Consider the following 24,343-nt stretch of genomic DNA (forward strand, 5'->3'; position numbering starts at 1 on the left):
ATAGCGACAGGGGAGGCAAAAAGCAGTGCACCCGACCAGGGCCGGGCGCACGCAGCACCGACTCAGGGCCGCTCAGCGTTGGCGGCGCGCCCGGCGGTGGCGCAGGATCAGGCGTGCCAGCCCCGCCAGGGAGGCCACGCCCAGGGCGACGATCCCGAGCACGGCCAGCATCGACGGGCTGCCGGTGTGGGCATGCACCGAGGGGGCACCATGTCCCGAGTGGGCCAGTACCGCGGTGGTCGGCAGCATGGCGGCTGCCGAGAGTCCGGCACGAGTGATGGAAGCAAGTCGAGTATTCATGGAGGGGTCTCCCGGATCAGGCGAAGGATGGATGAGGTCAGGCGGTAGCAGGCTCGGTCCGGCTCTCGGGCGGGCGGCGATCCGACGGCCGGCGCTCCGGCAACATGCCCCGGTCGAGGATGAAGCGGATGATCTCCTCGAGCCCGACGCCGTCGTAGAGGTTGGTGAACACGAAGGGACGCTCGCCGCGCATCTTGCGAGAATCACGGTCCATCACCTCCAGCGAGGCGTGGACCTGCTCGGCGATATCGATCTTGTTGATGATCAAGAGATCCGACTTGGTGATGCCGGGGCCGCCCTTGCGCGGGATCTTGTCACCGGCGGAGACGTCGATCACATAGAGGGTCAGGTCGGAGAGCTCCGGGCTGAAGGTGGCCGAGAGGTTGTCCCCGCCGGATTCCACCAGCACCAGTTCCAGGCCCGGATGGCGCGCCTGGAGGTCATCGATGGCGGCGAGGTTCATGGAGGCATCCTCACGGATGGCCGTGTGCGGACAGCCGCCCGTCTCCACGCCCAGGATGCGATCCGCGGCCAGCGCTTCGTGCTTGAGCAGGAAATCGGCATCCTCTCGGGTATAGATGTCGTTGGTCACCACGGCGATATCGTAGTGGTCACGCAGCGCCAGGCAGAGCTGCTTGAGCAGGGCCGTCTTGCCGGAGCCCACCGGGCCGCCGACGCCAACGCGTAGGCAATGTGTCATTATCATGTCTCCTCTGGGAAAAGTGTTGCTTCGAATTAGAGCGAACAGCCGGTGAATTCAAAGCTTCTGTCACCATATTCGAGCACGGTGACGCGCCCTTGGGGTCTGACCCCGCTGCTGCTTGTTACACCAACCCTTTGATATGACAGAGCACTCAACAACCTGGGGGTCAGACCCCAAGGGCTACGCCGAGCTCTCGACGCTAGCTTCTAAACAGCCTCGAATACTGGGTTTCATGCAGGGCGCTCGCGAGCGCCAGCCCGGGCAGCGCCGGGCCGAGCGCGTCGTCCTCGATCGTCAACGCCTCGTCCACGGCGGCCACCAGTGCCGGGCGCAGCCGCTCCACCAGGCGCTGGGCCGCGGTATGGCCGAGCGGCAGTGCCTTGCAGGCGACGGCCAGCTGGTTCTCCAGCCAGGCCCAGGCAAACCCCAGCAGCGCCTGGCGCCGGGTCACACCGCGGGCATGGGCTGTCCAGGCGAAGACCGTCACATAGCCCGCGCCGGCAGGCAGCGGCGGCGACTCTCTGGAAGGGCTGTCGGGCAAGAGCCCCAGGCTCTCCAGGAGGCGCGCCAGCGAGGCGCCCAGCCGGCTGTCCTCGGCGGCCAGCTCGGCGGTCTCGCGGTTGGCGGCAAGCCAGGCGTTCCACTCGGCCAATGCCTCGCCATCGCCCGCGGCCCAAGCGGCGTGGAGGCGCGCCAGCGCCGGCAGCTCGCAACGTGTCAGGCCATCCTCCAGCACGCCATCGAGCCAGTCGCCAAGTGTGGCCTCGTCGGTTACCCAGCCCAGCTCGAAGGCGCTCTCCAGCCCCTGGGAGAAGGCGAAGGCACCGATGGGCAGGGCCGGGCTGACCAATTGCAAGAGCCCCAGCAGCGCCAGATCGTCGCCCTGCTCCACGCCTGCCGGCTCAGTGGGCATGGGAATGTTCATGGTGATGGCCAGCGTCATGGTGGTGCTCATGTGAATGGCCGTGGCCGAGCTGGGTATAGGCACCGGGCTCCGGGTCGAAGGGGGCGTCATGGTGCTCCAGGCGCGCCCCCAGGCGTTCGGCCAGCTCCTCGAGCACATGGTCCGGCGGGAAGCGTACATAGCCGCCCTGCTCGTCCTCGCCCAGCGCCAGCTGCACATGCCGGTTGCCCAGGTGGTAGGCGAGCCGCGCCAGGGGCAGCCCGGCCGCGATGCGGGCGGTGACTACAGGCTCAACGGCCGCCCTCAACTGCACGACCTCGCCGCTCTCGGCGCGCAGTCCCTCGCCGTCACGCAGCACCGGGCCGCGGTCGAGGAACAGTCCCAGTGCTCGGCCCGAGTCACTCGTTGCCTTGAGGCGACCCAGCACGCGCCGCTCATAGGGCAGCGTCAGGGTGTCATCCGCCTGGCTCGCCGCGATAGGCCCCAGGCGCTCGGTCAGTTTCAACATTGGAAAACCGCTCCTTTAGTATCTCGAGACGAGCCAGCCTTGCCGTTGCTCAACGCCACGCGGCCGAAACCCTGGCGCCCCGGACGGACTCCTGCGGTCGGAAAGACGGCACATCCCTGTTCCGGCTTTCCTCGATCTTCATCCCTGAAGATCGCCCGCATCGCTTCGTCCGGGTCACCAGCGGCCACGCGAGGTTTCGCGCCGACAAGCTGGCTCTCATATAGACAAATCCTCTTCGCCTTAGCCATCAGAACAAGTGATAGCGCTGGGCGAGCGGCAGCTCGGTCGCCGGCTCGCAGGTGAGCAGTTCGCCGTCGCAGTGCACTTCATAGGTCTGCGGGTCGACGGTGAGGGCCGGGCAGGCGTCGTTGAGCTTCATGTCGCTCTTGCGAATCTGCCTGACATTGCGGCACGCGCTGAGGGTACTGCGCAGCCCCAGGCGCTCACCGATGCCGGCCTCAAGCGCCGCCTGGCAGACGAAGGTCAGCCGGGTCTGGCTCGCTGCCCGACCGAAGGCGCCAAACATGGGGCGGTAATGCACCGGCTGCGGGGTGGGAATGGAGCCGTTGGGATCCCCCATGGGCGCGGCGGCAATCATCCCGCCCTTGATGATCATGGCCGGCTTGGACCCGAAGAAGGCGGGTTTCCAGAGCACCAGGTCGGCCAGCTTGCCCACTTCCACCGAGCCCACCTCATGACCGATGCCATGGGTGATGGCCTGGTTAATGGTGGTCTTGGCGATGTAGCGCTTGGCGCGGAAGTTGTCAGCGCCGAGCGCCTGATCCTCGGGCAGCAGGCCACGCTGCACCTTCATCTTGTGGGCGGTCTGCCAGGTCCGGCAGACCGACTCCCCCACCCGCCCCATGGCCTGGGAATCCGAGGCGATCATCGAGATCACGCCCAGGTCATGAAGGATATCCTCGGCGGCGATGGTCTCGCGGCGGATGCGCGAGTCGGCGAAGGCCACATCCTCTGGAATCCTGGGGTCGAGGTGGTGGCACACCATCAGCATGTCGAGATGTTCGTCGATGGTGTTAACGGTATAAGGCCGCGTCGGATTGGTCGAAGAGGGCAACACGTTTGCCCGCGAGCAGGCGGTGATGATGTCCGGGGCATGGCCGCCCCCGGCGCCCTCGGTATGGTAGGTATGGATGCAGCGCTCCTTGAAGGCCGCCAGCGTATCCTCGACGAACCCCGACTCGTTCAGGGTATCGGTATGGATCGCCACCTGGACGTCGTAGCGGTCGGCCACGGAGAGGCAGTTGTCGATGGCCGCCGGGGTGGTCCCCCAGTCCTCGTGGAGCTTGAGTCCCATGGCCCCGGCCTCGAGCTGGGCCTCCAGCGCCTCGGGCAGGCTGGCGTTGCCCTTGCCAAGAAAGCCGATGTTCATCGGCATGTCGTCCACCGCCTGGAGCATCTTGCCCAGGTGCCATTCGCCGGGGGTACAGGTAGTGGCGTTAGTGCCCGTGGCAGGCCCCGTGCCACCGCCCAGCATGGTGGTGATGCCGCTCATCAGCGCCTCTTCCACCAGCTGCGGACAGACGAAGTGGATGTGAGCATCGATCTGGCCGGCGGTCAGGATCTTGCCCTCACCGGCGATGATCTCGGTGCCGGGACCGATGACGATCTCCACGTCGGGCTGGGTGTCCGGATTGCCGGCCTTGCCGATGGCGGCGATGCGTCCGCCCCGGATGCCCACATCGGCCTTGACGATGCCCCACCAGTCGAGGATCAGGGCATTGGTGATCACGGTATCCATGACCGAAGTGTCCGCGCGCTGGCTCTGCCCCATGCCGTCACGGATCACCTTGCCACCGCCGAACTTCACCTCGTCGCCGTAGTGGGTGGCGTCGCGCTCAACCTCGATCCACAGCTCGGTGTCGCCGAGGCGCACCCGGTCGCCCACCGTGGGTCCGTACATGTCGGCATAGGCCTGTCGCGAGATCTTCATGGCTGACCTCCCTGTTTCACGGCATCGAGCGCGCCCATTACCTCACCGCGAAAGCCGTAGATATGACGGCGGCCAACGTAGGGGATCAGCGTCACCTCGCGCATCTGGCCGGGTTCGAAGCGGATCGCGGTACCGGCGGCCACGTCGAGGCGATAGCCGCGGGCCTTGTCACGATCGAAGGTCAGGGCGGGGTTGGCCTCGGCGAAATGGTAGTGAGAGCCGACCTGGATCGGTCGGTCACCGGTATTGGCGACATTGACGGTAATCCGCTCGCGCCCCTCGCAGAGGGCGATCTCACCCTCCTGTAACTGATATTCACCGGGAATCATTGTTGGCTCCTTGTCAGTCGCTGTGAGGAGATAGGAGATAGGAGATAGGGGGTTACGCCTTACTCCTCACGCTTTACGCCTCACAATCAAACGATGGGCTCATGGACGGTGACGAGCTTAGTGCCGTCGGGAAAGGTGGCCTCCACCTGCACCTCGTCGACCATCTCGGCCACGCCCTCCATGACGTCATCGCGGGTCAGGATCTCGCGGCCGAAGCCCATCAGCTCGGCGACGCTGCGCCCGTCCCGGGCGCCTTCGAGGATCTCGAAGCTGATCAGCGCCACCGCCTCGGGATAATTGAGCTTCAGGCCACGCGCGCGGCGGCGCTCGGCCAGCTGGGCCGCCGAGAACAGCAGCAGCTTGTCCTTGTCTCTTGGGGTCAGTTCCATGTCGGAGTCTCCAGGCTATTGGGGTCGGCTATTGGGGTCAGGTCAGCCAGATTCGTGGGGTATGAGCCGGCCGGCCGATCAGCCGTGGCCGCAGGATTTCCCAGGCGAGCCGGCACAGCGCCCAGGCCTCGTTGCGTTCCTGGCCGAGGTAGCGCAGCAGCAACACCCCGTGGCGCACCGTGACCGCCCAGCGGGCCGAGGCACCAAGCGCCTCGCGAAGGACCTCGACGGCCTCGCCCTCGTCATCGAGCCCCACCGCCCAGAGCGTGGCCTGCACGCTGGCCCCGCCCTGCCCCCAGCGGCCAAGGAAGCGCGGATGGCCAGGGTCCAGCGGCTGACGTTCGAGCCAGAGTGGCCGGCCATCCCGGGTCAGGCGGAAGCGCTGCTCGATGCGTCCACTGACATAGGGGAGTTGGCTGGCCGGGCGGCCGAGGGCCATCACCTCCCAGCCCAGGCAGCGTGCCGACCCCGAAAGCGCAATAGTGGTGCATTGCTCGCCCCGGGAACCATCGAAGGCAAGGGTCTCCTGGGGCAGCCACTCGAGAATTCCGCCGTCGGCGACGTCGAGGCGGGTCTGCTGTTGCCAGGCCACCCGGTGGCTATCGGCCTTGTAGAGCTTGTTGGCGGCGGGCGTGGTCAACAGCGCATGGGCGCCAGATTCGACACGGGTCGAGATCGATAGGGCATCGCCGCTGACCAGCCCGCCGGGGGGATGCAACAGGTAGACATGGCAGGCGCCGGGGCGGCCTCCCGCGTCGCGCCCTTCGGGATGAAAGGGGCGCTGGACGCGCAGCGGGCCAAGATGACGGGATCGCGTCATGCGAGTCATCCCCTCGCGGCTCTCGAAGCCGAGCTCGAGAGAGGCAGCCCAGCGGCGATCCGCATCGAAACGATGGCCGGAGTCCTCGAGGCGAGACGGGGAAACGGGCATGGCGGGCAAAAAAGCCGTCATCGGCAACTGCCTTCTGGTCGGGGTACGCAATGGATGTCATATGGCAACTGCCTACTCACAGCAAGGCCCGTACCAGAATGGTGAGAAATAAATAAAATTTTTTATATTCAATAGCTTGTATCGCAAAAAAAAACCATGAAAGGCCATGTCCAGCCTCTTCTCGCTATCATTTGGTGCAAACGCTGCTCAACCATGCACCATCGGCGAGAACAGGATTTGACGATCGTCCCACACTGGTGCGCCAAACACGGTTAGCACACCGGTACCTACCCTCGCCGCAACCCTGCCGATAGAGCCAACACCGCCAGGTGCGATGGTGGCGCCACTGCTATGCTTGGACAGGTACAGGAACAGATCATGGCGATTGAGCCGGGTGTGTGTGGCAAGTCGAATCAGTATCTGCGAGTGCTGGGGCAGACGCTCGATCACTTCCTGACCTTCCCCTCCCGACGTCGAGCATGAGCCGCGACCTGACCCTCGACGGCTGTGCCACCCCCAACCCCGGCGACACGGGCATCCCCTGAAGCGACATGGACGTCGAGCCGTCGGCGCCGTCGCAATGGAGTGGGTACTGATCCTGGAGATCGGACTCGTAGGCCTGCACGAGCGCGTCCGGCGGCACAACGCCATGGCGCACAGGCTGACCGAACAAGGAAACGCGGCCCTGCGCCTGTCCGGAACGGACACGCCCATCCGGCCGTGACGTCACTCACACTAGATGCAGGAGTTCGTCATGAAAGCTTTGCTTCCCACCCTCGCATTTATTAGCACGCTGCTGACGGCCACGTCACTGGTGGCCCAGGAAGAGCATCAAGGCAACGGGGCCGGCGCTGAAGTGCCACCCCTGGGTCGTGTCGATTTCCGCGTACAGTGCGAGGAGGCGGCGCGCGCCGCCTTCGACGAGGCCCTGGCGATGACGCACCACATGATGTACGCGCAGGCACGCGGTCGTTTCGAGGCCATCGTCGAGCAGTACCCGGACTGCGCGATGGCCCACTGGGGTATCGCCAAGACCCTGTTCCAGCCACTGTGGGCCACGCGGCCGTCGGAGGAGGACCTGCAGCGTGGTTGGCGCGAGTCGCAGTGGGCCGCGGAGCTGGCCCATAGCGAGCGCGAGCGCCATCTCATCGACGCCACTTCGGCCTTCTTTCGGGAACCCGGTAAAGCCGACTATGCCACCCGCCAGGGCCGCTGGGCAGAGGCCATGCAGAGCGCGTACCGGGCGGAGCCGGAGGACGACGACATCGCCGCGCTCTACGCCCTGTCCCTGCTGGCGCGGGCACAAGGCGCCGACGACCCGCATCCGCTGCACGAACAAGCCGAGGACATCCTGCGCGCGATCAACGCGCGCGAGCCATCCCACCCTGGCGCGATTCATTACATCATCCACGGCGACGACATCGACGGGCGCTCTGACCGTAACCTGGAAATCGTCGCGACCTACGGCCAGGTCGCGCCGGACGTGCCGCATGCGCTGCACATGACGACCCATATCTTCGTCCGTCTCGGCGACTGGCCGGGGGTGATCGAGTGGAACCGTCGCTCGGCCGAGGCCGCGTTGGCGAATCCGTCGGGCGAGCACGTCTCACACCACTACCTGCATGCGCAGGACTACATCATCTACGCCCATCTGCAGCGCGGCGAGGACGAGCAGGCCCAGCAGGTACTGGCCGAGGCCCGGGAGCACGGGCCGATGCAGCCCACCGTCATCAGCGCCTTCCATAGTGCCACCATGCCCGCGCGCATCGCCGTCGAGCGCCGCGACTGGACGAGGACCGCCGCGCTCGAGCCGCGCACCCCAGAGGAGTTGCCGTGGGACGCGTCGCTCGGCCTGTGGGCGACGTCGCAGACCTGGCTGGCGCGCGGCCTGGGCGCCGTGCACGGCGATGACATCGACGATGCCGAACAAGCCCTGGAGCGCGTCCAGGCCCTGCGAGCGGACGCGGAGGAACAGGGTGAAACGCTCATCGCTCGCTACATCCGCATCGACGAGCATATCCTCGCCGGCTGGATCGCCCACGCCGCGGGCGAGGCAGACCAAGCGGTGGAGCAGATGCGGGCCGCGGCCCGGATCGAGGAAAGCGTCGAGAAGCACCCCGTTACGCCCGGCGCGCTGCTGCCGCCAAACGAGTCACTGGGCGACTTGCTGATGGTGCTCGAGCGGCCGGCCGAAGCGCTTGCGGCCTACCAGGCATCGGATGCGGTGTGGCCGGCACGCTACAACACGCTGCTCGGTGCCGCACGTGCGGCACATGCTGCGGGCGATGAAGCGGCAGCTGACTGGTACGGCAAGCTTCTGGAGACCGCGCCGCAGGCACAGCGCGAGAGCCTTAAGGAAGCGCACGAGATGGCGGCAGGTTGAAGTGTGCGAAACCGGCACCGCACGGGCCGGGTAATGAACACGCCGGCGCTCGGCGCTTCAGAGCCTATACCGTCAGGTGCTCCTTGATCAGCGCATCGGAGAGCTCACCGATCCTGCCTTTGGCCATGGGGCGTCCGCGATCCATGATCACGAACCGATCGGCATACTTGCGGGCAAAGGGGAGCTTCTGCTCCACCAGCAGCACGCTGAGACCATCCTCCTTGATCAGCCGGCGGATCACCTCGCCGATCTGGGCCACGATATTGGGCTGGATGCCCTCCCCTGGCTCGTCGAGGATCAGCAACCTCGGCTCCAGAACCAGCGCCCGGCCAATGGCCAGCTGCTGCTGCTGCCCTCCCGAGAGGTCGCCGCCGCGCCGATGCTTCATCTCCTCGAGGACGGGAAAGAGCTCGTAGACGCGGGAGGGAATGCGCTTGAGTCCATCGGCCCGCGCCGCCAGGCCGGTCCGCAGGTTCTCCTCCACGGTTAGCAGCGGGAAGATCTGCCGCCCCTGGGGCACATAGCCGATTCCCAGTCGCGGGCGTGCCTCCACCGGTCGCTTCGTCAGCTCGACGCCATCGTCATAGCGGATGCTGCCCGAGGCGAGTGCCACCTCGCCCATGATGGCCTTCATCAGGGTGGTCTTGCCGACCCCGTTGCGGCCCATCACGCAGGTGCACTCGCCGGCCGGCACGACCAGGTCGAGATCCCACAGCGTGTGGCTCTCGCCATAGAACTGGTTGAGCTTGTCGATGGTCAGCATCAGGCGGCCTCCTCGTCGGGGTCAGCGCCCAGATAGACCTCGACGACCTTCGGGTCCTGGGAGACCTGATCCATGCTGCCCTCGGCCAGCACGCTGCCCTGGTGCAGCACCGTCACCGTGCGGGCGATGGAGCGCACGAAGCCCATGTCGTGCTCCACCACCACCACGGACTGCTTGCCCTTGCCGGCCAGGCCGGTGAGCAACTCCGCCGTGCGCTCCATCTCCTGCTCGGTCATGCCGGCCACCGGCTCGTCCACCAGCAGCAGCCGCGGCCGCTGCATCAACAGCATGCCGATCTCCAGCCACTGCTTCTGACCGTGGGAGAGGATGCCCGCGGGGCCATCCCGCAGCTCGACGAGCCCGATGGTATCGAGCACCTCCTCGATGCGGTCGCGGATCTCGCCGCTCATGCGCGCGGTAAGCGTTGGCAGGATGCGCTTGTCGGCGGCCATGGCCAGCTCGAGGTTCTCGAAGACGGTCAGCGCCTCGAACACCGTGGGTTTCTGGAACTTGCGTCCGATACCCAGGCTGGCGATCTCCGGCTCGCTCATGGCCAGCAGATTGTGGCGGCTGCCGAACCACACCGAACCGCTATCGGGCCGCGTCTTGCCGGTGATGATATCCATCATGGTGGTCTTGCCGGCCCCGTTGGGGCCGATGATGCAACGCAGTTCGCCGTCGTCGATGGTCAGGTTGAGATCGTCGATGGCCTTGAAGCCATCGAAGGTCACGGTCACGTCTTCCAGGTAGAGGATCGGGCCGTGGCGCACATCCACCGGAGAGGTGGCGGGCACCAGGAAATCGAAGACGCGATCACGATCGGCCAGGGAGCTGATAAAACTCATGACGTTGCCTCCTGGGGTGTCGAGGAATCATCCGACTGGTGCTCTTTGCGTTTGAGGCGATAGGACAAGAGGCCGGCGACGCCCTTGGGCAGGAAGACCGTGACCAGCACGAACATGCCGCCCAGGGCGAACAGCCAGGCATCCGGCATCGCGCCGGTGAACACCGTCTTGGCATAGTTGACCAGCAAGGCCCCGATCACCGCCCCGTAGAGGGTGCCTCGACCGCCCAGGGCGACCCAGAGCACGATCTCGATGGAGAAGATCGGCGAGAACTCGCTGGGATTGATGATGCCCACCTGGGGCACATAGAGCGCGCCGGCCACCCCGGCGAGCATCGCCGAGACCACGAAGACGAACAGCTGGAAGCGCTCGACCCGGTAGCCGAGGAAGCGCGTCCTGGCCTCGGCATCGCGACAGGCGACGCTGACCCGGCCGAGCTTGCTGGTGACGATGGCACGACACAGCACATAGCCCAGCGCCAGCGCCAGGCCGGTAGCCACGAAGAGCCCCAGGCGAGTGACATCGGTACGCAGATCGAAGCCCAGCAGTTCCCGGAAGTCGGTCAGGCCGTTGTTGCCACCGAAGCCCATCTCGTTACGGAAGAAGGCCAGCATCAGGGCGAAGGTCATGGCCTGGGTGATGATCGACAGGTAGACCCCGGTCACCCGAGAACGAAAGGCCAGGAAACCGAACACCAGCGCCAGGGCGCCCGGCGCCAGCATCACCATCAGGAAGGCAAACCAGGGCATGTCGAAGCCGAGCCAGTACCAGGGCAGGCTGTCCCAGTTCAGGAAGACCATGAAGTCCGGCAGGATCGGATCGCCATAGGTGCCACGATCGCCGATCTGGCGCATCAGGTACATCCCCATGGCATAGCCGCCCAGGGCGAAGAAGGCCCCGTGGCCCAGGCTGAGGATGCCGAGATAGCCCCACACCAGATCCACCGCCACGGCCAGCAAGGCATAGCTCAGGTACTTGCCGAGCAGGGTCACGGTGTAGGCCGAGACGTGTAGGGGATGACCCGCCGGGACGGCCAGGTGGAGCACCGTCACCAGCGCCAGGCAGGCCAGCAACACGCCCAGGAAGAGCCGGGTCGCCCCTTCGTTGAAGGGTTGCAGTAACCACATAACGTTCTAGCCCTCCGCCGCGCGGCCCTTCTGCGGAAAGAGTCCGCGGGGGCGCTTCTGGATGAACAGGATGATGAAGACGAGCACGATGATCTTGGCAAGGACCGCGCCCGCCCAGGGCTCGAGCACCTGATTGATCACGCCCAGCGACAGGCCCGCGACCAGGGTGCCCCAGAGGTTCCCCACGCCGCCGAACACCACCACCATGAAGGAATCGATGATGTAGTTCTGGCCCAGATTGGGCCCCACATTGGTGAGCTGGGAGAGCGCCACCCCGGCGAGCCCCGCCACGCCCGAGCCCAGCGCGAAGGTCATGATGTCCACTCGGGTCGCCCGGATCCCCATGGCGCGCGCCATGGCGCGGTTCTGGGTCACCGCCCGCACCTCCAGGCCGAGGCGGGTACGCCGCATCACCAGCATCAGGCCGGCAAACACCACCAGCGCGAAGCCCAGCACGAAGAGACGATTGAGGGTCAGCGAAAGCCCCTCGTTGATCATCAGCGAGCCGCTCATCCAGTCGGGGCTGACCACGGTGCGGTTCTGCGGTGAGATGACCGTGCGTACCAGCTGCTGCAGGATCAGGCTGACGCCGAAGGTCGCCAGCAGGGTCTCCAGCGGGCGGCCCTTGAGGAACTGGATCACGCCGCGCTCGATGGCGATGCCGGCCAGCGCTGCGACCAGGAAGCCCGCGGGGATCGACAGCACCAGCGCCAGGCCGGGCTGTCCGGGCAGCAGCTGCTGCATGGCCCAGGTGGTGTAGGCGCCGAGCATGATCAGCTCGCCATGGGCCATGTTGATCACGCCCATGACCCCGAAGGTGATGGCCAGGCCGATGGCCGCCAGCACCAGCACCGAACCCAACGAAAGGCCGAAGTAGAGCGTCTCGAGACCACTGTTGAGGCGCCGCTTCTGTTCGATGTCGTCCAGCGCCGCCGAGGCAGCATCGGCGATAAGCGGATCATCGCTGCGCGCGGCCGAATTCAGAGCGGCGCGAACGCGACTGTTCAGGCTGCCCTCGAGCTCGGCGATGGCATCGATGTCGCCCTCGCTGAGGCGGTGAATCGCCAGGCCCTGCTCGAGCAGGCGGCGCACCTCGGCATCGCCCTCATCAGCGATCACCTCGCGCAGCGGCTCGACCAGGGTGGCATCCATGCTGCCCAGGAGCTCGCGGGCCGCCTCGCGCCGGTCGTCGACATCGTCGGTATAGAGATCGAGCACCGCCAGGGCGCTCTGCAGCTGCCCACGCAGGGCATTGTTGATACCGATACGATCGAGATCACGGCGCGACATCTCTCCGGCATCATCGAAGCTCAGTGCATCGATCACCGGCCAGCTGCGCCCGCGGTTCTCGACCACGATGACGAAGCGTCCGCTGTCCTTGTGGCGCTGCAGCTTGCCGTCCAGCAGTTCCTCGAGCCAGCGGCGGCTGCGCTCGTCACCACTGGTGATGATCGCCTCGATGGCCTCGCTCTTTTCGGCGTAGGACTCGGTGGCAAGGGATTCCAGCAGGGCCTGGCCGGGATCATCCTGCGCCTGGGCAACCGGGACAAACCCGACCAACAGAAAGAGCAGCAACAACCCAGGCACGAAGGATCGAATCATCCTCATGGGAGAGTCCTGTGGTTATAGGGAAAATTTCGAGCGGCGTGTTCAAGGGGCCGGCCATCGCGGCCGGCCCATGACTGGTGTTATTCCGCTGCTGCGTCGGCCTGGCCGCCGCCACAGCTGCCCTCGACCACATTGTAATTGCCGCACTCCATCGGCTTGCGCCAGTCGCTGATCAGGTCACGCGAGCCCTCCAGGTAATCGGACCAGGCGTCGCCAGCCACGGTGGACGGGGTCTCCCAGACGATGGAGAACTGACCGTTGTCCTGGATCTCGCCGATCAGCACCGGCTTGGTGATGTGGTGGTTGGGCATCATCGCCGCATAGCCGCCGGTCAGGTTGGGAACGGCCACGCCGATGATCGCGTCCTTGACCGCGTCCACCTCGGTGGTGCCGGCCTTGCGCACCGCCTCGGCCCACATATTGAAGCCGATGTAATGGGCTTCCATGGGATCGTTGGTCACCGCCATCTCGTCGCCGGTGTAGTCGATCCAGGCATCGATGAAGTCGTAGTTGGTATCGGTATCGACGCTCATGAAGTAGTTCCAGGCCGCCAGATGCCCGACCAGCGGCGCCGTATCGATGCCGGTCAGCTCCTGTTCGCCCACCGAGAAGGCCACCACCGGGATATCGGAGGCGTTGATGCCCTGGTTACCCAGTTCACGATAGAAGGGCACGTTGGCGTCGCCATTGATGGTCGAGACCACCGCGGTCTTCTTGCCCTGACTGCCGAAGTCCTTGATCTCGGAAACGATATTCTGCCAGTCCGAGTGACCGAAGGGCGTGTAGTTGATCATGATGTCCTCTTCCGCGACCCCGAATTCGTCCTGCAGATAGGCCTCGAGGATCTTGTTGGTGGTGCGCGGATAGACATAGTCGGTGCCGGCGAGTACCCAGCGCTCGACACCGACCCGGTCATGCAGATAATTGACGGCGGGGATCGCCTGCTGGTTGGGCGCCGCGCCGGTGTAGAAGACGTTCTCGGAAGACTCCTCGCCCTCGTACTGCACCGGATAGAAGAGCAGTCCGTTGAGCTCCTCGACCACCGGCAGCACCGACTTGCGCGAGACCGAGGTCCAGTTGCCGAAGATGACGTCCACCTCCTCCTGGGCCAGCAGCTCACGCGCCTTCTCAGCAAACAGCGGCCAGTCGGAGGCCGGGTCCACCACCACGGCTTCCAGTTCACGTCCGAGCAGGCCGCCCTTCTCGTTCTGCTGTTCGATCAGCATCTCGACGGTGTCCTTGAGCACCGTCTCGCTGATGGCCATGGTGCCGGAGAGGGAGTGCAGGATGCCCACCTTGATGGGATCTTCCTGGGCCAGGGCAGGCGTGGCAACGGCCGCGCTCAGGAGCGGTACGGCCAGCCAGCGGGATGTGCGGTACACGGATGACGGGATCATGGGATCTCCTTGCGATCGATGTTGTTGTCGATGAGGCCATCGCGGGATGTCTCTCATAGCCGTCGCAAGGGTTGTGCCATATCGACACCATGGCGGTTTTTATCTTTCTATTCAGACCATTGGCTTTCCACCTTCAAGAAGCCGAATGAACCGCAAGGCGATCTCCTGGTGCAAGGGGCACAGTGCCCTGCCCCAGGATCGTTCGCACCGCTGGTGCAACGCACCGTCGTGACGCAGTGGGGCCAACACGCAAGACAGGGGCGCCGGCTCGGCCGGCGCCCCCGCTGGGCAGTTCCCTTGACTGGGCAGTTCTGTTAGAGCAGGGTTCAGTCGCCCTCGGGACCACCCGTCCCGGTGGTGACCCGCATCCGGCGCCGCAGGATCGGCCCGACGATATAGGGCAGGATCAGCCCCAACCCAGCGAACAGCCAAAGGCCAATGGCCAGGCCGCTGTCCCAGAGGATGGTCCAATCGCCGTCGGAGATGTCCATGGCGTGGCGCAGGTTTTTTTCCATCTCCGGCCCCAACAGCAGGCCGAGGATGATCGGCACCAGTGGGATCTCCAGCTTGCGAAAGATGTACCCCGCCACGCCGAAGGCCACCATGAAGTAGAGATCGAAGGTGGTGTTGCTGATCGAGTAGATGCCCACGAAAGCAATCATGGTGACGATCGGTAGCAGGTACATCGGCGGTACTGACAGGAGCTTGACGAAGATCCCCACCATCGGAATGTTCAGGATCAGCAACAGGAAGTTACCGATCAGGAGGGCTGCGATCACGCCCCAGACGACGTCGGCGTTCTGGGTAAACATCAGTGGTCCGGGGGTGATGTTCAGCGAGATCAGCAGTGCCAGCAGCACGGCCGTGGTCCCACTACCCGGCACACCGAGCGTCAGCATCGGTACCAGGGCCCCACTGGACGCCCCGTTGTTGCCGGCCTCGGGGGCTGCTACACCACGCGGATCGCCCTTTCCGAAATAGCCTTTCTTGCCCAGCACACGCTTTTCCAAGGTATAGCTGATGAAGCTACCCAGCGAGGCACCCGCACCCGGCAGTACGCCGGCGATAAACCCCAACACCCCGCCGCGAAAGCTGGTAGGCAGAATCTCGCGGATATCTTTCCACTTCAGCGATAGCTTGTTGACCGCCATCTTTTCCTTGCCGCCACCCGCCTTCTCCTCGATGAAGAACAGCAGTTCAGAAATGGCAAACAGCCCCACGATGGCAATGATGAAGTCCACGCCCTCGTAAAGCTCCAGGGTACCGAAGGTAAAGCGCTGAACCCCGGTGGAATCGATGCCGACCGTAGCGATCATCAGGCCGATGGCCGCCGCTACCACTGTCTTCATGGGATTCTTGCCAGTAATACCACCCAGCGTCGCAAAGGCCAGCAGGAAAAGCGCAAAGTACTCGGCCGGCCCGAAGGTCAGGGCGAAGTCGGCGAGCAATGGCGCCAGCAGGATCAGGCCGATGGTGGCGATCAGGCTACCGATGAAGGAGGCCACGGCAGAGATGGCCAGCGCCTCGGAAGCCTTGCCCTGTTGGGCCATGGGATAACCATCGAGACAGGTCATCATCGCCGGCTCATCGCCGGGAATGTTGAGCAGTATCGACGAGATCCGCCCGCCATACATGGCCCCGGCATAGACCGAGGTCAGCATGATCATCGCAGTTTCCGGCGCCAGGCCGAGGGTGAAGGCCAGCGGAATCAGGATTGCCACCCCGTTGGCCGGGCCGAGCCCCGGCAGGGCGCCGATCAGGGTACCCAGGAAGGCCCCGATCAGCGCAAACATCAGGTTGTGCGGTTGCAGCGCGACACCGAACCCATCCATCAAGAAACCTAGGGTCTCCATCAGCTCACCTCCATGAACGACAGCACGCCTAACGGTAGCGCCAGGTCGAGGGCGAAGTTGAACACCAGGTACACCACCACACCGGAAATCGCCCCGATGATATAGGCCTTGATCGGGCGCGACCCCATGCGCCAGCAGAGGGTGCCCACGGCCAGGGTCGTGCTGATGATGAAACCGAGCGGCTGAAGGAACATCGCATAGAGGATCAGCACCACCACCGCGACGATCAACTCGACGCCGGTGCGACTCCATGGCCAGGCGTTGTCCGGGTCCGGCCGTACAACCATATACAGACTGGAAAGCCCCAGCACAACAGCCAGTAAGCGAGGAAAGGTCTCGGGTCCAACGGCCTCGGACCCACCAAACGGTTCCGTAAACTGGGTGGTGCCCCAGCCGTACGCGACGGCCAGGACAATCATCAGTATCCCGAAGATGCGATCGTTGGAAACCATCACTGAATCAACCCAATGTCCTTGGAGAGCTGCTCGATGTCGGCGATCTGGTCCTTGACGAAGGTCTCGAACTCACCGGCGCTCATATGGAAGGGCATCAGGCCGTTCTGCTGCATGACGTTCTTCCACTCCTCGCTTTCGTAGATGGTGTCCATGGCGTCGACCCAGTACTGCTTGGCGTCGTCGGAGATGTCCGCCGGCATGTAGAAACCGCGCCAGTTGGGTCCCAGTGCCTCGATACCCTGCTCACGCGCAGTGGGAATCTCCGCGAGGTCACCGGGGAGACGCTCCTCGGAAAGCACCGCGAGAACCTTGAGGTCACCGGATTCCATGAAGCCCTGCGCCTCGGTGATATCGCCAGTGAAGGCCTCGACGTGACCGCCGATCACCTGGGTCAGCGCCTCGCCACCATTGTTGTACGACAGGTAGGCGATGCGTGGCAGGTTCTCGACTCCGGCAGCCTGTGCCGCGATCAGCACCTTGAGATGATCCCAGCCGCCCTTGGCACTGCCGCCGGCGAACTTGACGCTGCGCGGATCTTCCTTGAGAGCATCCATTAGCTCGTTGAGATCATCGAGTTCGGAATCAGCGGATACAGCGATGATTCCGTAGTCGGCGCCCAATGCCCCGATCCAGTTGACCATGTCGGCGGTCATGTCAGGGAACTGGCCCTGGGCAAGACGGGTCGTGGTGGCCGTGGACGCCGCAACGAGGAGATTCTCGTCGCCGGCTCTCTTGCTGATGGTGTGCGCATAGGCTACGCCACCACCGGCGCCGGCCATGTTGATGGTCTGGACATTACCCGACACCAGGTCGAGTTCCTGAAGCACATTACCCACGCTGCGGCAGGTGAAGTCCCAACCGCCACCTGGATCAGACGGTGCGATACACTCCACCTTCCCTTCAGGCTCAAAGGCCATGGCGGTACTGGCACTGGCGGTGAAGGCGGCAATAGCGATGAGTTTGAGCGGCGTTCTTGTGGACATTGTTGTTGTCCTCCTGGTCGGACTATGACGGAAAGTGGACTTGCGGAACCTGTCGGCTTTCCTTACAATTCTGTAAGGCAGAACATCGTTCCTCAGAATGGAAAGTTAGGCCTGACGTCGAGGGGCGTCAACGCTTGGCGCCTTAATTGCGACCAAAGTTCAACCCCCCCCGGTTCAACGCACGTAACAAGGAGGCGCGTCCCTTCGATGGCACAGGACCGCGTCGAGGCCGTGGAGCGAGCACTGACGGTGCTCGAGGCCTTCGACTCCCCCCAGGAGCACTTCACCCTGGCCGAGCTGGCCCAGGCCACCGGCTACTACAAGAGCACCCTGCTGCGCCTGCTCGGGTCACTGACCCGCTTCGACTATGTGCAGCGCGACGAGCAGGGCCGCTGGCACCTTGGCCATGCCCCGGTTCGCCTGGCACGGCGGCACCTTCCGGGCCGACACCTGGCGACCCGGATACAGCCACTGCTCGTCCGCCTGGCGGCCGATACCGGCGAGACCGCCGCCCTGCTCGAAGTGGAGGACGACTTGGTCGAGTGCCGACTGGTCAGCCTTCCCGACGCTGCCCTGCGCCATGACCTGCGCCCGGGGGATCGCTGGCTAGCGTCGGTAGAGGATGACCCTCGCCCGGTGCTGCCTGGTGGCGTGATGGTGTGCCAGGCCCTGCCCGGCGATAGCATCGAGCCACCGATGTGGCTCACCCTGTCGGGCCCCGCCGGACGCCTGGATCCACATCGGGCACAGGCCATCCTGGCCGATGCCGTGGCGTCGCTGGCGACCGGTTCGACCCGGGGGGCAGAATCATGACCCTGTTGTTGTTGGTAGAGGATGACGCCCTGCTGGCCGAGACCCTGGTCGATTCCCTTGGCCTCGAGGGCCATGAGGTGTGTCACCTCGACGACGGTGAAGCGGCGCGGGCGCGTCTCGCGGTGCCGGGACATGGTGCCGCACTGGTGCTGCTCGACCTGAACCTGCCGGGATGCAACGGCCTGGCGGTCCTCGAAGCACTGCGGCTCCACGACCTGGACACCCCGGTGCTGATCCTGACCGCCCGGGGCGCCGTGGAGGATCGCGTGCGGGGCCTCGACCTGGGCGCGGACGACTACCTGGCCAAGCCCTTCGCCCTGGATGAACTCGAGGCCCGGGTTCGTGCCCTGCTGCGGCGCCGCAGCCCCGACCCGCAGCTCAGGGTCGGCGACCTGATGCTCGACACCCAGCACCAGCGATTCACGCTCGAGGATGCACCGCTCGCCCTTCCACCCCGGGAGCAACGCCTGCTGGCCTGCCTGATGCGTCATGCCGGCGAGCCGGTGGACAAGGCGCGCCTCGCCGAAGAGGCCTTCCAGGGCGATGCCATGGGCGACAACGCCATCGAGGTCTACATCCACCGCCTGCGCAAGCGACTCGGCCACAGCGGCGTGGCCTTGCGCACGGTGAGAGGCCTGGGTTATCTGTTGGAGGCGACGTGAAAGGAGGCGACAGCCTCTACCGTCGGCTGCTCACCTGGCTGCTGCTGCCGCTGCTGGCGCTTGGCGGGGTGATGGTGTTCCTGGCCTGGGTGGAGGCGCAACGCACTGCGGACCGGGCCTTCGACCGGCTGCTCGAGGCCGCGAGTCTGGCCATCGCCGAACAGGTGCAGTGGCAGGACGACCGCCTGTGGCTCGACCTGCCCCCGGCGGCGCTGGAGATGCTGGCCACCGACGCCGAAGAACGGGTCTTCTACAGTCTGGTCGACCGTGACGGACGCTTCATCACCGGCAACGCCGACCTCCCCGGCGATAGCCGCCGCAGCATCGCGTCAGGCGACACCCTGCTCTACCGCAACATCGGCTGGCAGGGGCTATCGCTGCGCCAAGGGGTGCGCCGCTCGCGCCTCGAGGACTGGGGCGTGCGCGAACCCTTCGAGGTCCGCGTCGCCCACAGCCGCGAGGGACGTGATGCCCTGGCTGCCGAGCTGTGGCGGGCCAACCTGGCGATGATCATGGCCATGGCGGCGCTGGCGACGGTGGGCCTGCTGCTGGCGATCCGTGCCGCCCTGACGCCGCTGACCCGGCTGCGCCGAGCGATCCGCGCCCGCGACCCGCGCACCCTGGCTCCCCTGGAACTCTCCCTGCCGCGAGAGCTCGCCGAGCTTCGCGATACCGTCAACGAGCTGCTTGCCAGGATGCGCCGCGTGCGCGCCAATCAGGAACGCTTCATCGGCGATGCCTCTCACCAGTTGCGCACGCCCCTGGCGGGCCTCTCGGCGCGGGCCGAGCTCGCCCTTCGCCAGGAGGATCCGACGCGCTGGAAGGAGGCCCTGGTCGCCATGCAGGCAACCAGCGCTCGCACCGCACGGCTGGCAGTGCAGCTGCTGTCGCTGACCCGGCTGGCCAATCCCGAGTACCGCCCTGAGCTGGTGCCGCTGGAACTCAACGCCATCGCGCGCCAGGCGGTACGCGACCACTGGTCCTCCTGCCATCGTCAGGGGGTCGACCTGGGGGTGGAGGCCACCGGGGGCGAGGTCTGGATCCGCGGCATGGACTGGCTGATCGCCGAGGCCATCGGCAACCTGATCGACAATGCCTGTCGCTACGGGGGACGCCGGGTCACGGTGCAGGTCGAGGACGCGCCGCCCCGCCTGGCCGTGGAAGACGATGGCCCCGGGATCCCGGAAGCGAGGCGGCTGCTGATGCTGCGCCCCTTCCACCGCGACCGCGACGACCTGGAGGGATCCGGGCTGGGGCTGGCGATCGTCGATGGGATCGCGCGAACCCATGGCGCACGCCTGCGGCTCTCGGCAGGCCATGCCGGGCGTGGACTGCGTGTGGTACTGCAGTTTCCGGGAGGCACCCCATGAATCGCCTGAGTCGACTCGCCAGTCGCTGGCTGCTGCTTCTCGGCCTGATCGGCACACCCGCCGGTGCCGACGAGACCCTGCACTATCCGGCCACGCCCGACAGCGGGCCCGGCGCATCGCTGGTGATCCACGGGGCCCTGGACCTGCCCCAGATGCGCCCCCTGCTGGAGGACTTTCACCACGCGCATCCCGACCTGGATCTTCGCTACCGGAACCTGACGACCCTGGCGCTGCACGAGCGCTTCCTGGCCGCGCCGGACGAGGCCGATGTACTGCTCTCCTCGGCCATGCCCTGGCAGTACCTCCTGGCCAATGAGGGCTACGCCCAGCCGCTGGAGACACAGGCCGCCCACGACTGGCCTGCCTGGGCACGCTGGCGTCATGAGCTCTTCGCCTTCACCTTCGAGCCCATCGTCATGGTGGTGAACGAGGCGCTCATCGAGCGCTACGGGGAGGTGCGCAGCCATGCCGACCTTCTCGCCCTGCTGGAGCGCCATGCCGAGGCCCTGCAGGGCCGGGTAGTGACCTATGACCCGGCGACCAGTGGCGCAGGCTATACCTATGCCATCGAGGAATCGCGGCTATCGCCCCGCTACTGGGACCTGGTGGCGGCGCTGGGCCAGGCCGAGGCCGAACTGGTGGGTACCACCGGAGAGATGCTGGAGGGGCTGATCGAGGGACGCTACCTGGTGGGCTACAACCTGCTGGGCAGCTATGCCCAGGAGCGGCTGGCCGACCAGCCGCGGCTCAAGATCGTGGTACCCGAGGACTATGCGCTGGTGACACAGCGCCTGGCGCTGATCCCGCGCCAGGCGCCCCACCCCGCGGCAGCCGAGCGTTTTCTCGACTATCTCATCGGCGAGACGGGACAGGCCGTCCTCGCCGGCAAAACCACCCTGGGCGCCATCCATCCGGCGCTTGAGGGACCGGGCACGGCGACGTCACTGCGTCAGGAAAGGGGCGAGGCACTGCGGCCGATCACCCTGGGCCCAGGCCTGCTGGCCACCCTGGACGATCTCAAGCGTGAGGCGCTACTGACCCGCTGGCAGCGGGAGTTCTCCCGACGCGAAAGGCGCTGACGGACGGAGACGTTTCGATATCGACCAGCCCTACCGGACGAAGGAGATTTCCACCGGGACGGTCCCGCGACTCAGCATGCCGAGCGCCTTGGCGGCGCGCTTGGAGAGATCGATGATGCGCCCCTTGGCATAGGGGCCCCGGTCGTTGATCAGCACCTCGACCTCGCGGCCGTTGTCCTCGCGGGTCACCACCACCTTGGTCCCGAACGGCAGGGTAGGATGGGCAGCCGTGAGGGCCTGCTGGTCGAAGGGCTCGCCACTGGCCGTGGTCCGGCCCTGGAAGCGGTCGCTGTAGTAGGACGCGACACCCTGCTGGGTCTCTGCCGTCTTATCGTGGGCCTGCCCCTTGCCGGCGCAGCCGGTCATCAGCAGACCCGCCAGGCAGCAGGTCAGAATCAGGCGGGATCGACTCCCCATACGGTCACCTCATGACTTACCGTGTTGCGCCGAACCTCGCATCCAGCGATCAGGCGCCATGATCGGTTGTTGACGGCGCAGGGTGCTTGCCCTGCAGCCAACCCGAACTCGTGGCTCGGTCCTGGTCGAACCAGGCCAGCCGGTCGTGCAAATTCACGACACTGCCGACGACAATCAGGGTCGGCGGTTGGATAGTAACCACTTCGCCTCTCGGCGGCAACTCTTGCAGGGTTCCGACATGCACTCGCTGGCGCGCCGTGGTGCCCTGCTCGATCAAGGCCACCGGGGTCTCGGGGGGCAAGCCATGGCGCTGAAGGTGCTCGCCGATCAATGCCAGGCTGCCCAGCCCCATGTAGAACACCAGCGTCTGGCCGGGGCTGGCCAGCGTCGGCCAGTCCAGATCGCAACCGCCATTGCGCAGGTGGCCGGTGACGAATCGCACCGACTGGGCATGATCGCGGTGGGTCAGCGGGATGCCGGCATAGGCGGCGCACCCCGACGCCGCGGTGATGCCCGGTACCACCTCCACCTCGATACCGGCCGCCACCAGCGTCTCGAGCTCCTCCCCGCCGCGGCCGAAGATGAAGGGGTCGCCGCCCTTGAGCCGGACCACCCGCTTGCCGGCACGGGCCCAGTCGACCAGCGCCTGGTTGATGCCACCCTGGGGCACGCTGTGACGCGAGCGCTCCTTGCCGACATAGAAACGCGACGCCTGCGGAGCCGCCAGGGCGAGAATCTCATCGCTGACCAGTCGATCATGCAGGATCACCTCGGCGGCCTGCAGGCGACGCAGCGCCTTGATCGTCAGCAGCTCCGGGTCACCTGGGCCGGCGCCCACCAGGCTGACGCCACCGGGGGGAAAGGCCGAGCCGGTCGGCAACCGGACGCCCGGGTCGAGCGGATCGCCATCGCGTTCGGGACCGACCCTCATATTCCAATATCTCCATTATAAAATATTATCTATGCATTATGGTAATTAAAAGCCCCACCACATGCCACTACCCCCTCAGCACTGGTCTATAACCGTTCGACCTAACGACGTCGCCCCCGCTGGGCGGGGGCGACGGGATATCTCCTGAACGTTGCGACGCGCTCAGGGGCAGAGCACACGGCGCAGGCGGGGGCTGGTCAGCTCGCCGACCAGGGTGATCACCACCAGGATCGCCAGCAGCCAGGGCCAGTGCAGCGCGAACTCCACCCGGGTGATGCCCAGGGCATCGACGAAGATCACCAGGATGCCCAGCGGACTCACGTAGCGGACCATGAACAGCCAGAGCGCATGCCAGCCGGCAGAGAGCCCGAGTTCCTCGCGGAAGGTCTCGCTCTTGAGCACGAAGCCGGCGAGCAGCACCATGCCCAGCCCGCCCAGCGGCATCATCCAGCGCGAGGTCAGATAGTCCAGCCAGTCGAAGAAGTGCTTGCCGGCCAGGGTCCAGTCGGCGCCGACGTTGAACGACAGCATCGCCAGGGTGCTGACCAGCCAGAGCACGATGCCGGTGCCCCAGGAGGCCGTGCGCCGCGAGAGGCCCTTGTTGTCGGTGAGCCACGAGACCGTGGCCTCGACCATCGAGATCGAGGAGGTCAGCGCCGCCATGGAGAGCATCACGAAGAACAGGATGCCGAACAGGGTACCCAGCGGCATGGCCTGGAAGGCCAGCGGCAGGCTCATGAAGATCAGCCCCGGCCCGCTGCTCGGGCTCATGCCATTGGCGAAGATCACCGGGAAGATCGCCAGCCCGGCCATCAACGCCACCAGGGTATCGGCCAGCGCCACGGACAGCGTGGTGCGGGCGATGGAGGCCCGCGCCGGCAGGTAGCTGCCGTAGGTGAGGATGGCCCCTGACGCCAGGGACAGGGTAAAGAAGGCATGTCCCAGGGCGGCCAGCATGCCCTCGCTGGAAAGGCTGCCGGCATCGAAGGAGAACAGGAAACGCACCGCCTCGCCGAAGCCGCCGGAGTAGACCCCGTAGCCGATCAGGATCAGCAGCATGACCACCATGCCGGGCATCATCCAGCTGACGCTCTTCTCGATGCCCGCCTGGACGCCCTTGCCGACGATCATCATGGTGGCCACCGTGACCAGGGTGCTCCAGAACCCCAGGTTGAGGGGGCTAGCGTTGTTGGCGCCGAAGATCGCCGCCATCTCCTCGACGCTGGAACCGGCCAGGCCACCGCTGAGCATCTTCCACAGGTAGGAGAAGGACCAGCCGGCGACCACCACATAGAACGACAGGATCAGGAAGCCGCAGAGCATGGCCATCCAGCCCAGCAGTGACCATGCCGAGCCGCGACCCGACTCGCCGACCACGCGACGGATGGCATCGATGGGACTGCCGCGGCCGCGGCGCCCGAGGGCGATCTCGGTCATCATCACCGGCACCCCCACGGCCAGGATGCAGGCCAGGTAGACCAGCACGAAGGCCCCGCCACCGAACTCGCCGGTGATGTAGGGGAATTTCCAGATGTTGCCCAGGCCCACCGCGGAGCCGGTCGCCGCCAGGAGGAAGCCCCAGCGGCCTAGCCACTGGGTCCGGGGTTGTTGAGTCGTTGTCATATCGCACCAGGGGTCACGG

25 protein-coding genes are annotated in these 24,343 nt (G+C 65.7%); 5 read left to right on the forward strand and 20 right to left on the reverse strand.

Translation table 11 applies throughout. The features are described 5' to 3' along the window. Positions 1-72 precede the first annotated feature (72 nt). The 9 genes from M8009_RS03405 to M8009_RS03445 form a co-directional block, all read right to left on the reverse strand. Positions 73-300, reverse strand: a complete 228-nt coding sequence (locus M8009_RS03405; protein WP_250059348.1) for a hypothetical protein — start codon at positions 298-300, stop codon at positions 73-75. A gap of 37 nt (positions 301-337) precedes the next feature. Then, positions 338-1,000: an urease accessory protein UreG gene (ureG, locus tag M8009_RS03410; protein ID WP_250059349.1), complete on the reverse strand. Its 663-nt coding sequence runs from the start codon at positions 998-1,000 to the stop codon at positions 338-340. Between the two features lie 202 nt (positions 1,001-1,202). Next, on the reverse strand, positions 1,203-1,916 hold the full coding sequence (locus M8009_RS03415; RefSeq protein ID WP_250059483.1) for an urease accessory protein UreF: 714 nt from the start codon (positions 1,914-1,916) through the stop codon (positions 1,203-1,205). Then, complete coding sequence (gene ureE, locus M8009_RS03420) at positions 1,906-2,415, reverse strand: urease accessory protein UreE (protein ID WP_250059350.1); 510 nt, start codon at positions 2,413-2,415, stop codon at positions 1,906-1,908. Before ureE ends, M8009_RS03415 begins: the two co-directional genes overlap by 11 nt. A gap of 247 nt (positions 2,416-2,662) precedes the next feature. Next, on the reverse strand, positions 2,663-4,366 hold the full coding sequence (gene ureC, locus M8009_RS03425) for an urease subunit alpha (RefSeq protein WP_250059351.1): 1,704 nt from the start codon (positions 4,364-4,366) through the stop codon (positions 2,663-2,665). Next, entirely contained in the window at positions 4,363-4,695 is a 333-nt protein-coding gene (locus M8009_RS03430; protein WP_250059352.1) for an urease subunit beta, read from the reverse strand. Before M8009_RS03430 ends, ureC begins: the two co-directional genes overlap by 4 nt. Before the next feature lie 86 nt (positions 4,696-4,781). Then, positions 4,782-5,084: an urease subunit gamma gene (locus tag M8009_RS03435; RefSeq protein WP_250059353.1), complete on the reverse strand. Its 303-nt coding sequence runs from the start codon at positions 5,082-5,084 to the stop codon at positions 4,782-4,784. 37 nt (positions 5,085-5,121) lie between these two features. Next, positions 5,122-6,036: an urease accessory protein UreD gene (locus tag M8009_RS03440; RefSeq protein WP_250059354.1), complete on the reverse strand. Its 915-nt coding sequence runs from the start codon at positions 6,034-6,036 to the stop codon at positions 5,122-5,124. A 186-nt stretch (positions 6,037-6,222) separates the two neighbouring features. Next, positions 6,223-6,465: a hypothetical protein gene (locus tag M8009_RS03445; RefSeq protein ID WP_250059355.1), complete on the reverse strand. Its 243-nt coding sequence runs from the start codon at positions 6,463-6,465 to the stop codon at positions 6,223-6,225. A 304-nt stretch (positions 6,466-6,769) separates the two neighbouring features. Between M8009_RS03445 and M8009_RS03450 the strand changes: the two genes are divergently transcribed. Beyond that, the gene (locus M8009_RS03450; protein ID WP_250059356.1) at positions 6,770-8,398 is read left to right on the forward strand and encodes a hypothetical protein; all 1,629 of its coding nucleotides are present in this window, start codon (positions 6,770-6,772) and stop codon (positions 8,396-8,398) included. Between the two features lie 64 nt (positions 8,399-8,462). On the opposite strand, the gene urtE is transcribed toward M8009_RS03450, so the two are convergent. The 8 genes from urtE to M8009_RS03490 form a co-directional block, all read right to left on the reverse strand. Next, the gene (gene urtE, locus M8009_RS03455) at positions 8,463-9,161 is read right to left on the reverse strand and encodes an urea ABC transporter ATP-binding subunit UrtE (protein WP_250059357.1); all 699 of its coding nucleotides are present in this window, start codon (positions 9,159-9,161) and stop codon (positions 8,463-8,465) included. Further along, a complete protein-coding gene (gene urtD / locus M8009_RS03460; protein ID WP_250059358.1) occupies positions 9,161-10,006 on the reverse strand; it encodes an urea ABC transporter ATP-binding protein UrtD in 846 nt (281 codons plus the stop codon). Before urtD ends, urtE begins: the two co-directional genes overlap by 1 nt. Next, positions 10,003-11,133, reverse strand: a complete 1,131-nt coding sequence (gene urtC, locus M8009_RS03465; RefSeq protein ID WP_250059359.1) for an urea ABC transporter permease subunit UrtC — start codon at positions 11,131-11,133, stop codon at positions 10,003-10,005. The genes urtD and urtC overlap by 4 nt, the downstream gene beginning before the upstream one ends. Before the next feature lie 6 nt (positions 11,134-11,139). Next, positions 11,140-12,741 carry an urea ABC transporter permease subunit UrtB gene (urtB, locus tag M8009_RS03470; RefSeq protein ID WP_250059360.1) on the reverse strand — a complete coding sequence of 534 codons (1,602 nt, stop codon included), beginning with the start codon at positions 12,739-12,741 and terminating at the stop codon, positions 11,140-11,142. An 80-nt stretch (positions 12,742-12,821) separates the two neighbouring features. Then, complete coding sequence (gene urtA / locus M8009_RS03475; RefSeq protein WP_250059361.1) at positions 12,822-14,138, reverse strand: urea ABC transporter substrate-binding protein; 1,317 nt, start codon at positions 14,136-14,138, stop codon at positions 12,822-12,824. 326 nt (positions 14,139-14,464) lie between these two features. Beyond that, positions 14,465-15,991 (reverse strand): tripartite tricarboxylate transporter permease, encoded by a 1,527-nt coding sequence (locus tag M8009_RS03480; protein ID WP_250059362.1) that lies wholly within the window; start codon positions 15,989-15,991, stop codon positions 14,465-14,467. Further along, the gene (locus M8009_RS03485; protein ID WP_250059484.1) at positions 15,991-16,443 is read right to left on the reverse strand and encodes a tripartite tricarboxylate transporter TctB family protein; all 453 of its coding nucleotides are present in this window, start codon (positions 16,441-16,443) and stop codon (positions 15,991-15,993) included. Before M8009_RS03485 ends, M8009_RS03480 begins: the two co-directional genes overlap by 1 nt. Beyond that, complete coding sequence (locus M8009_RS03490; protein ID WP_250059363.1) at positions 16,443-17,429, reverse strand: Bug family tripartite tricarboxylate transporter substrate binding protein; 987 nt, start codon at positions 17,427-17,429, stop codon at positions 16,443-16,445. Before M8009_RS03490 ends, M8009_RS03485 begins: the two co-directional genes overlap by 1 nt. 207 nt (positions 17,430-17,636) lie before the next feature. On the opposite strand from M8009_RS03490, the gene M8009_RS03495 reads away from it, so the two are divergent. Genes M8009_RS03495 through M8009_RS03510 form a run of 4 tightly spaced genes read left to right on the forward strand, consistent with a single transcriptional unit; the run spans position 17,637 to position 21,353 of the window. Then, positions 17,637-18,242 (forward strand): helix-turn-helix domain-containing protein, encoded by a 606-nt coding sequence (locus tag M8009_RS03495; protein ID WP_250059364.1) that lies wholly within the window; start codon positions 17,637-17,639, stop codon positions 18,240-18,242. Next, entirely contained in the window at positions 18,239-18,904 is a 666-nt protein-coding gene (locus M8009_RS03500) for a response regulator transcription factor (protein WP_250059365.1), read from the forward strand. The genes M8009_RS03495 and M8009_RS03500 overlap by 4 nt, the downstream gene beginning before the upstream one ends. Then, entirely contained in the window at positions 18,901-20,274 is a 1,374-nt protein-coding gene (locus M8009_RS03505) for a sensor histidine kinase (RefSeq protein ID WP_250059366.1), read from the forward strand. Before M8009_RS03500 ends, M8009_RS03505 begins: the two co-directional genes overlap by 4 nt. After that, complete coding sequence (locus M8009_RS03510) at positions 20,271-21,353, forward strand: ABC transporter substrate-binding protein (protein ID WP_250059367.1); 1,083 nt, start codon at positions 20,271-20,273, stop codon at positions 21,351-21,353. The genes M8009_RS03505 and M8009_RS03510 overlap by 4 nt, the downstream gene beginning before the upstream one ends. A gap of 30 nt (positions 21,354-21,383) precedes the next feature. Here the strand turns inward: M8009_RS03510 and M8009_RS03515 are convergent, their stop codons facing one another. The 3 genes from M8009_RS03515 to M8009_RS03525 form a co-directional block, all read right to left on the reverse strand. Beyond that, the gene (locus tag M8009_RS03515) at positions 21,384-21,770 is read right to left on the reverse strand and encodes a septal ring lytic transglycosylase RlpA family protein (RefSeq protein ID WP_250059368.1); all 387 of its coding nucleotides are present in this window, start codon (positions 21,768-21,770) and stop codon (positions 21,384-21,386) included. Positions 21,771-21,819: 49 nt separating this feature from the next. Beyond that, entirely contained in the window at positions 21,820-22,701 is an 882-nt protein-coding gene (gene cobA / locus M8009_RS03520) for a uroporphyrinogen-III C-methyltransferase (RefSeq protein ID WP_250059369.1), read from the reverse strand. Positions 22,702-22,863: 162 nt separating this feature from the next. After that, a complete protein-coding gene (locus M8009_RS03525; RefSeq protein ID WP_250059370.1) occupies positions 22,864-24,324 on the reverse strand; it encodes a sodium-dependent transporter in 1,461 nt (486 codons plus the stop codon). Between the last annotated feature and the right edge of the window lie 19 nt (positions 24,325-24,343).

The sequence above is a fragment of the Halomonas gemina genome (assembly GCF_023554995.1).
GTDB classification, from domain to species: Bacteria; Pseudomonadota; Gammaproteobacteria; order Pseudomonadales; family Halomonadaceae; genus Halomonas; species Halomonas gemina.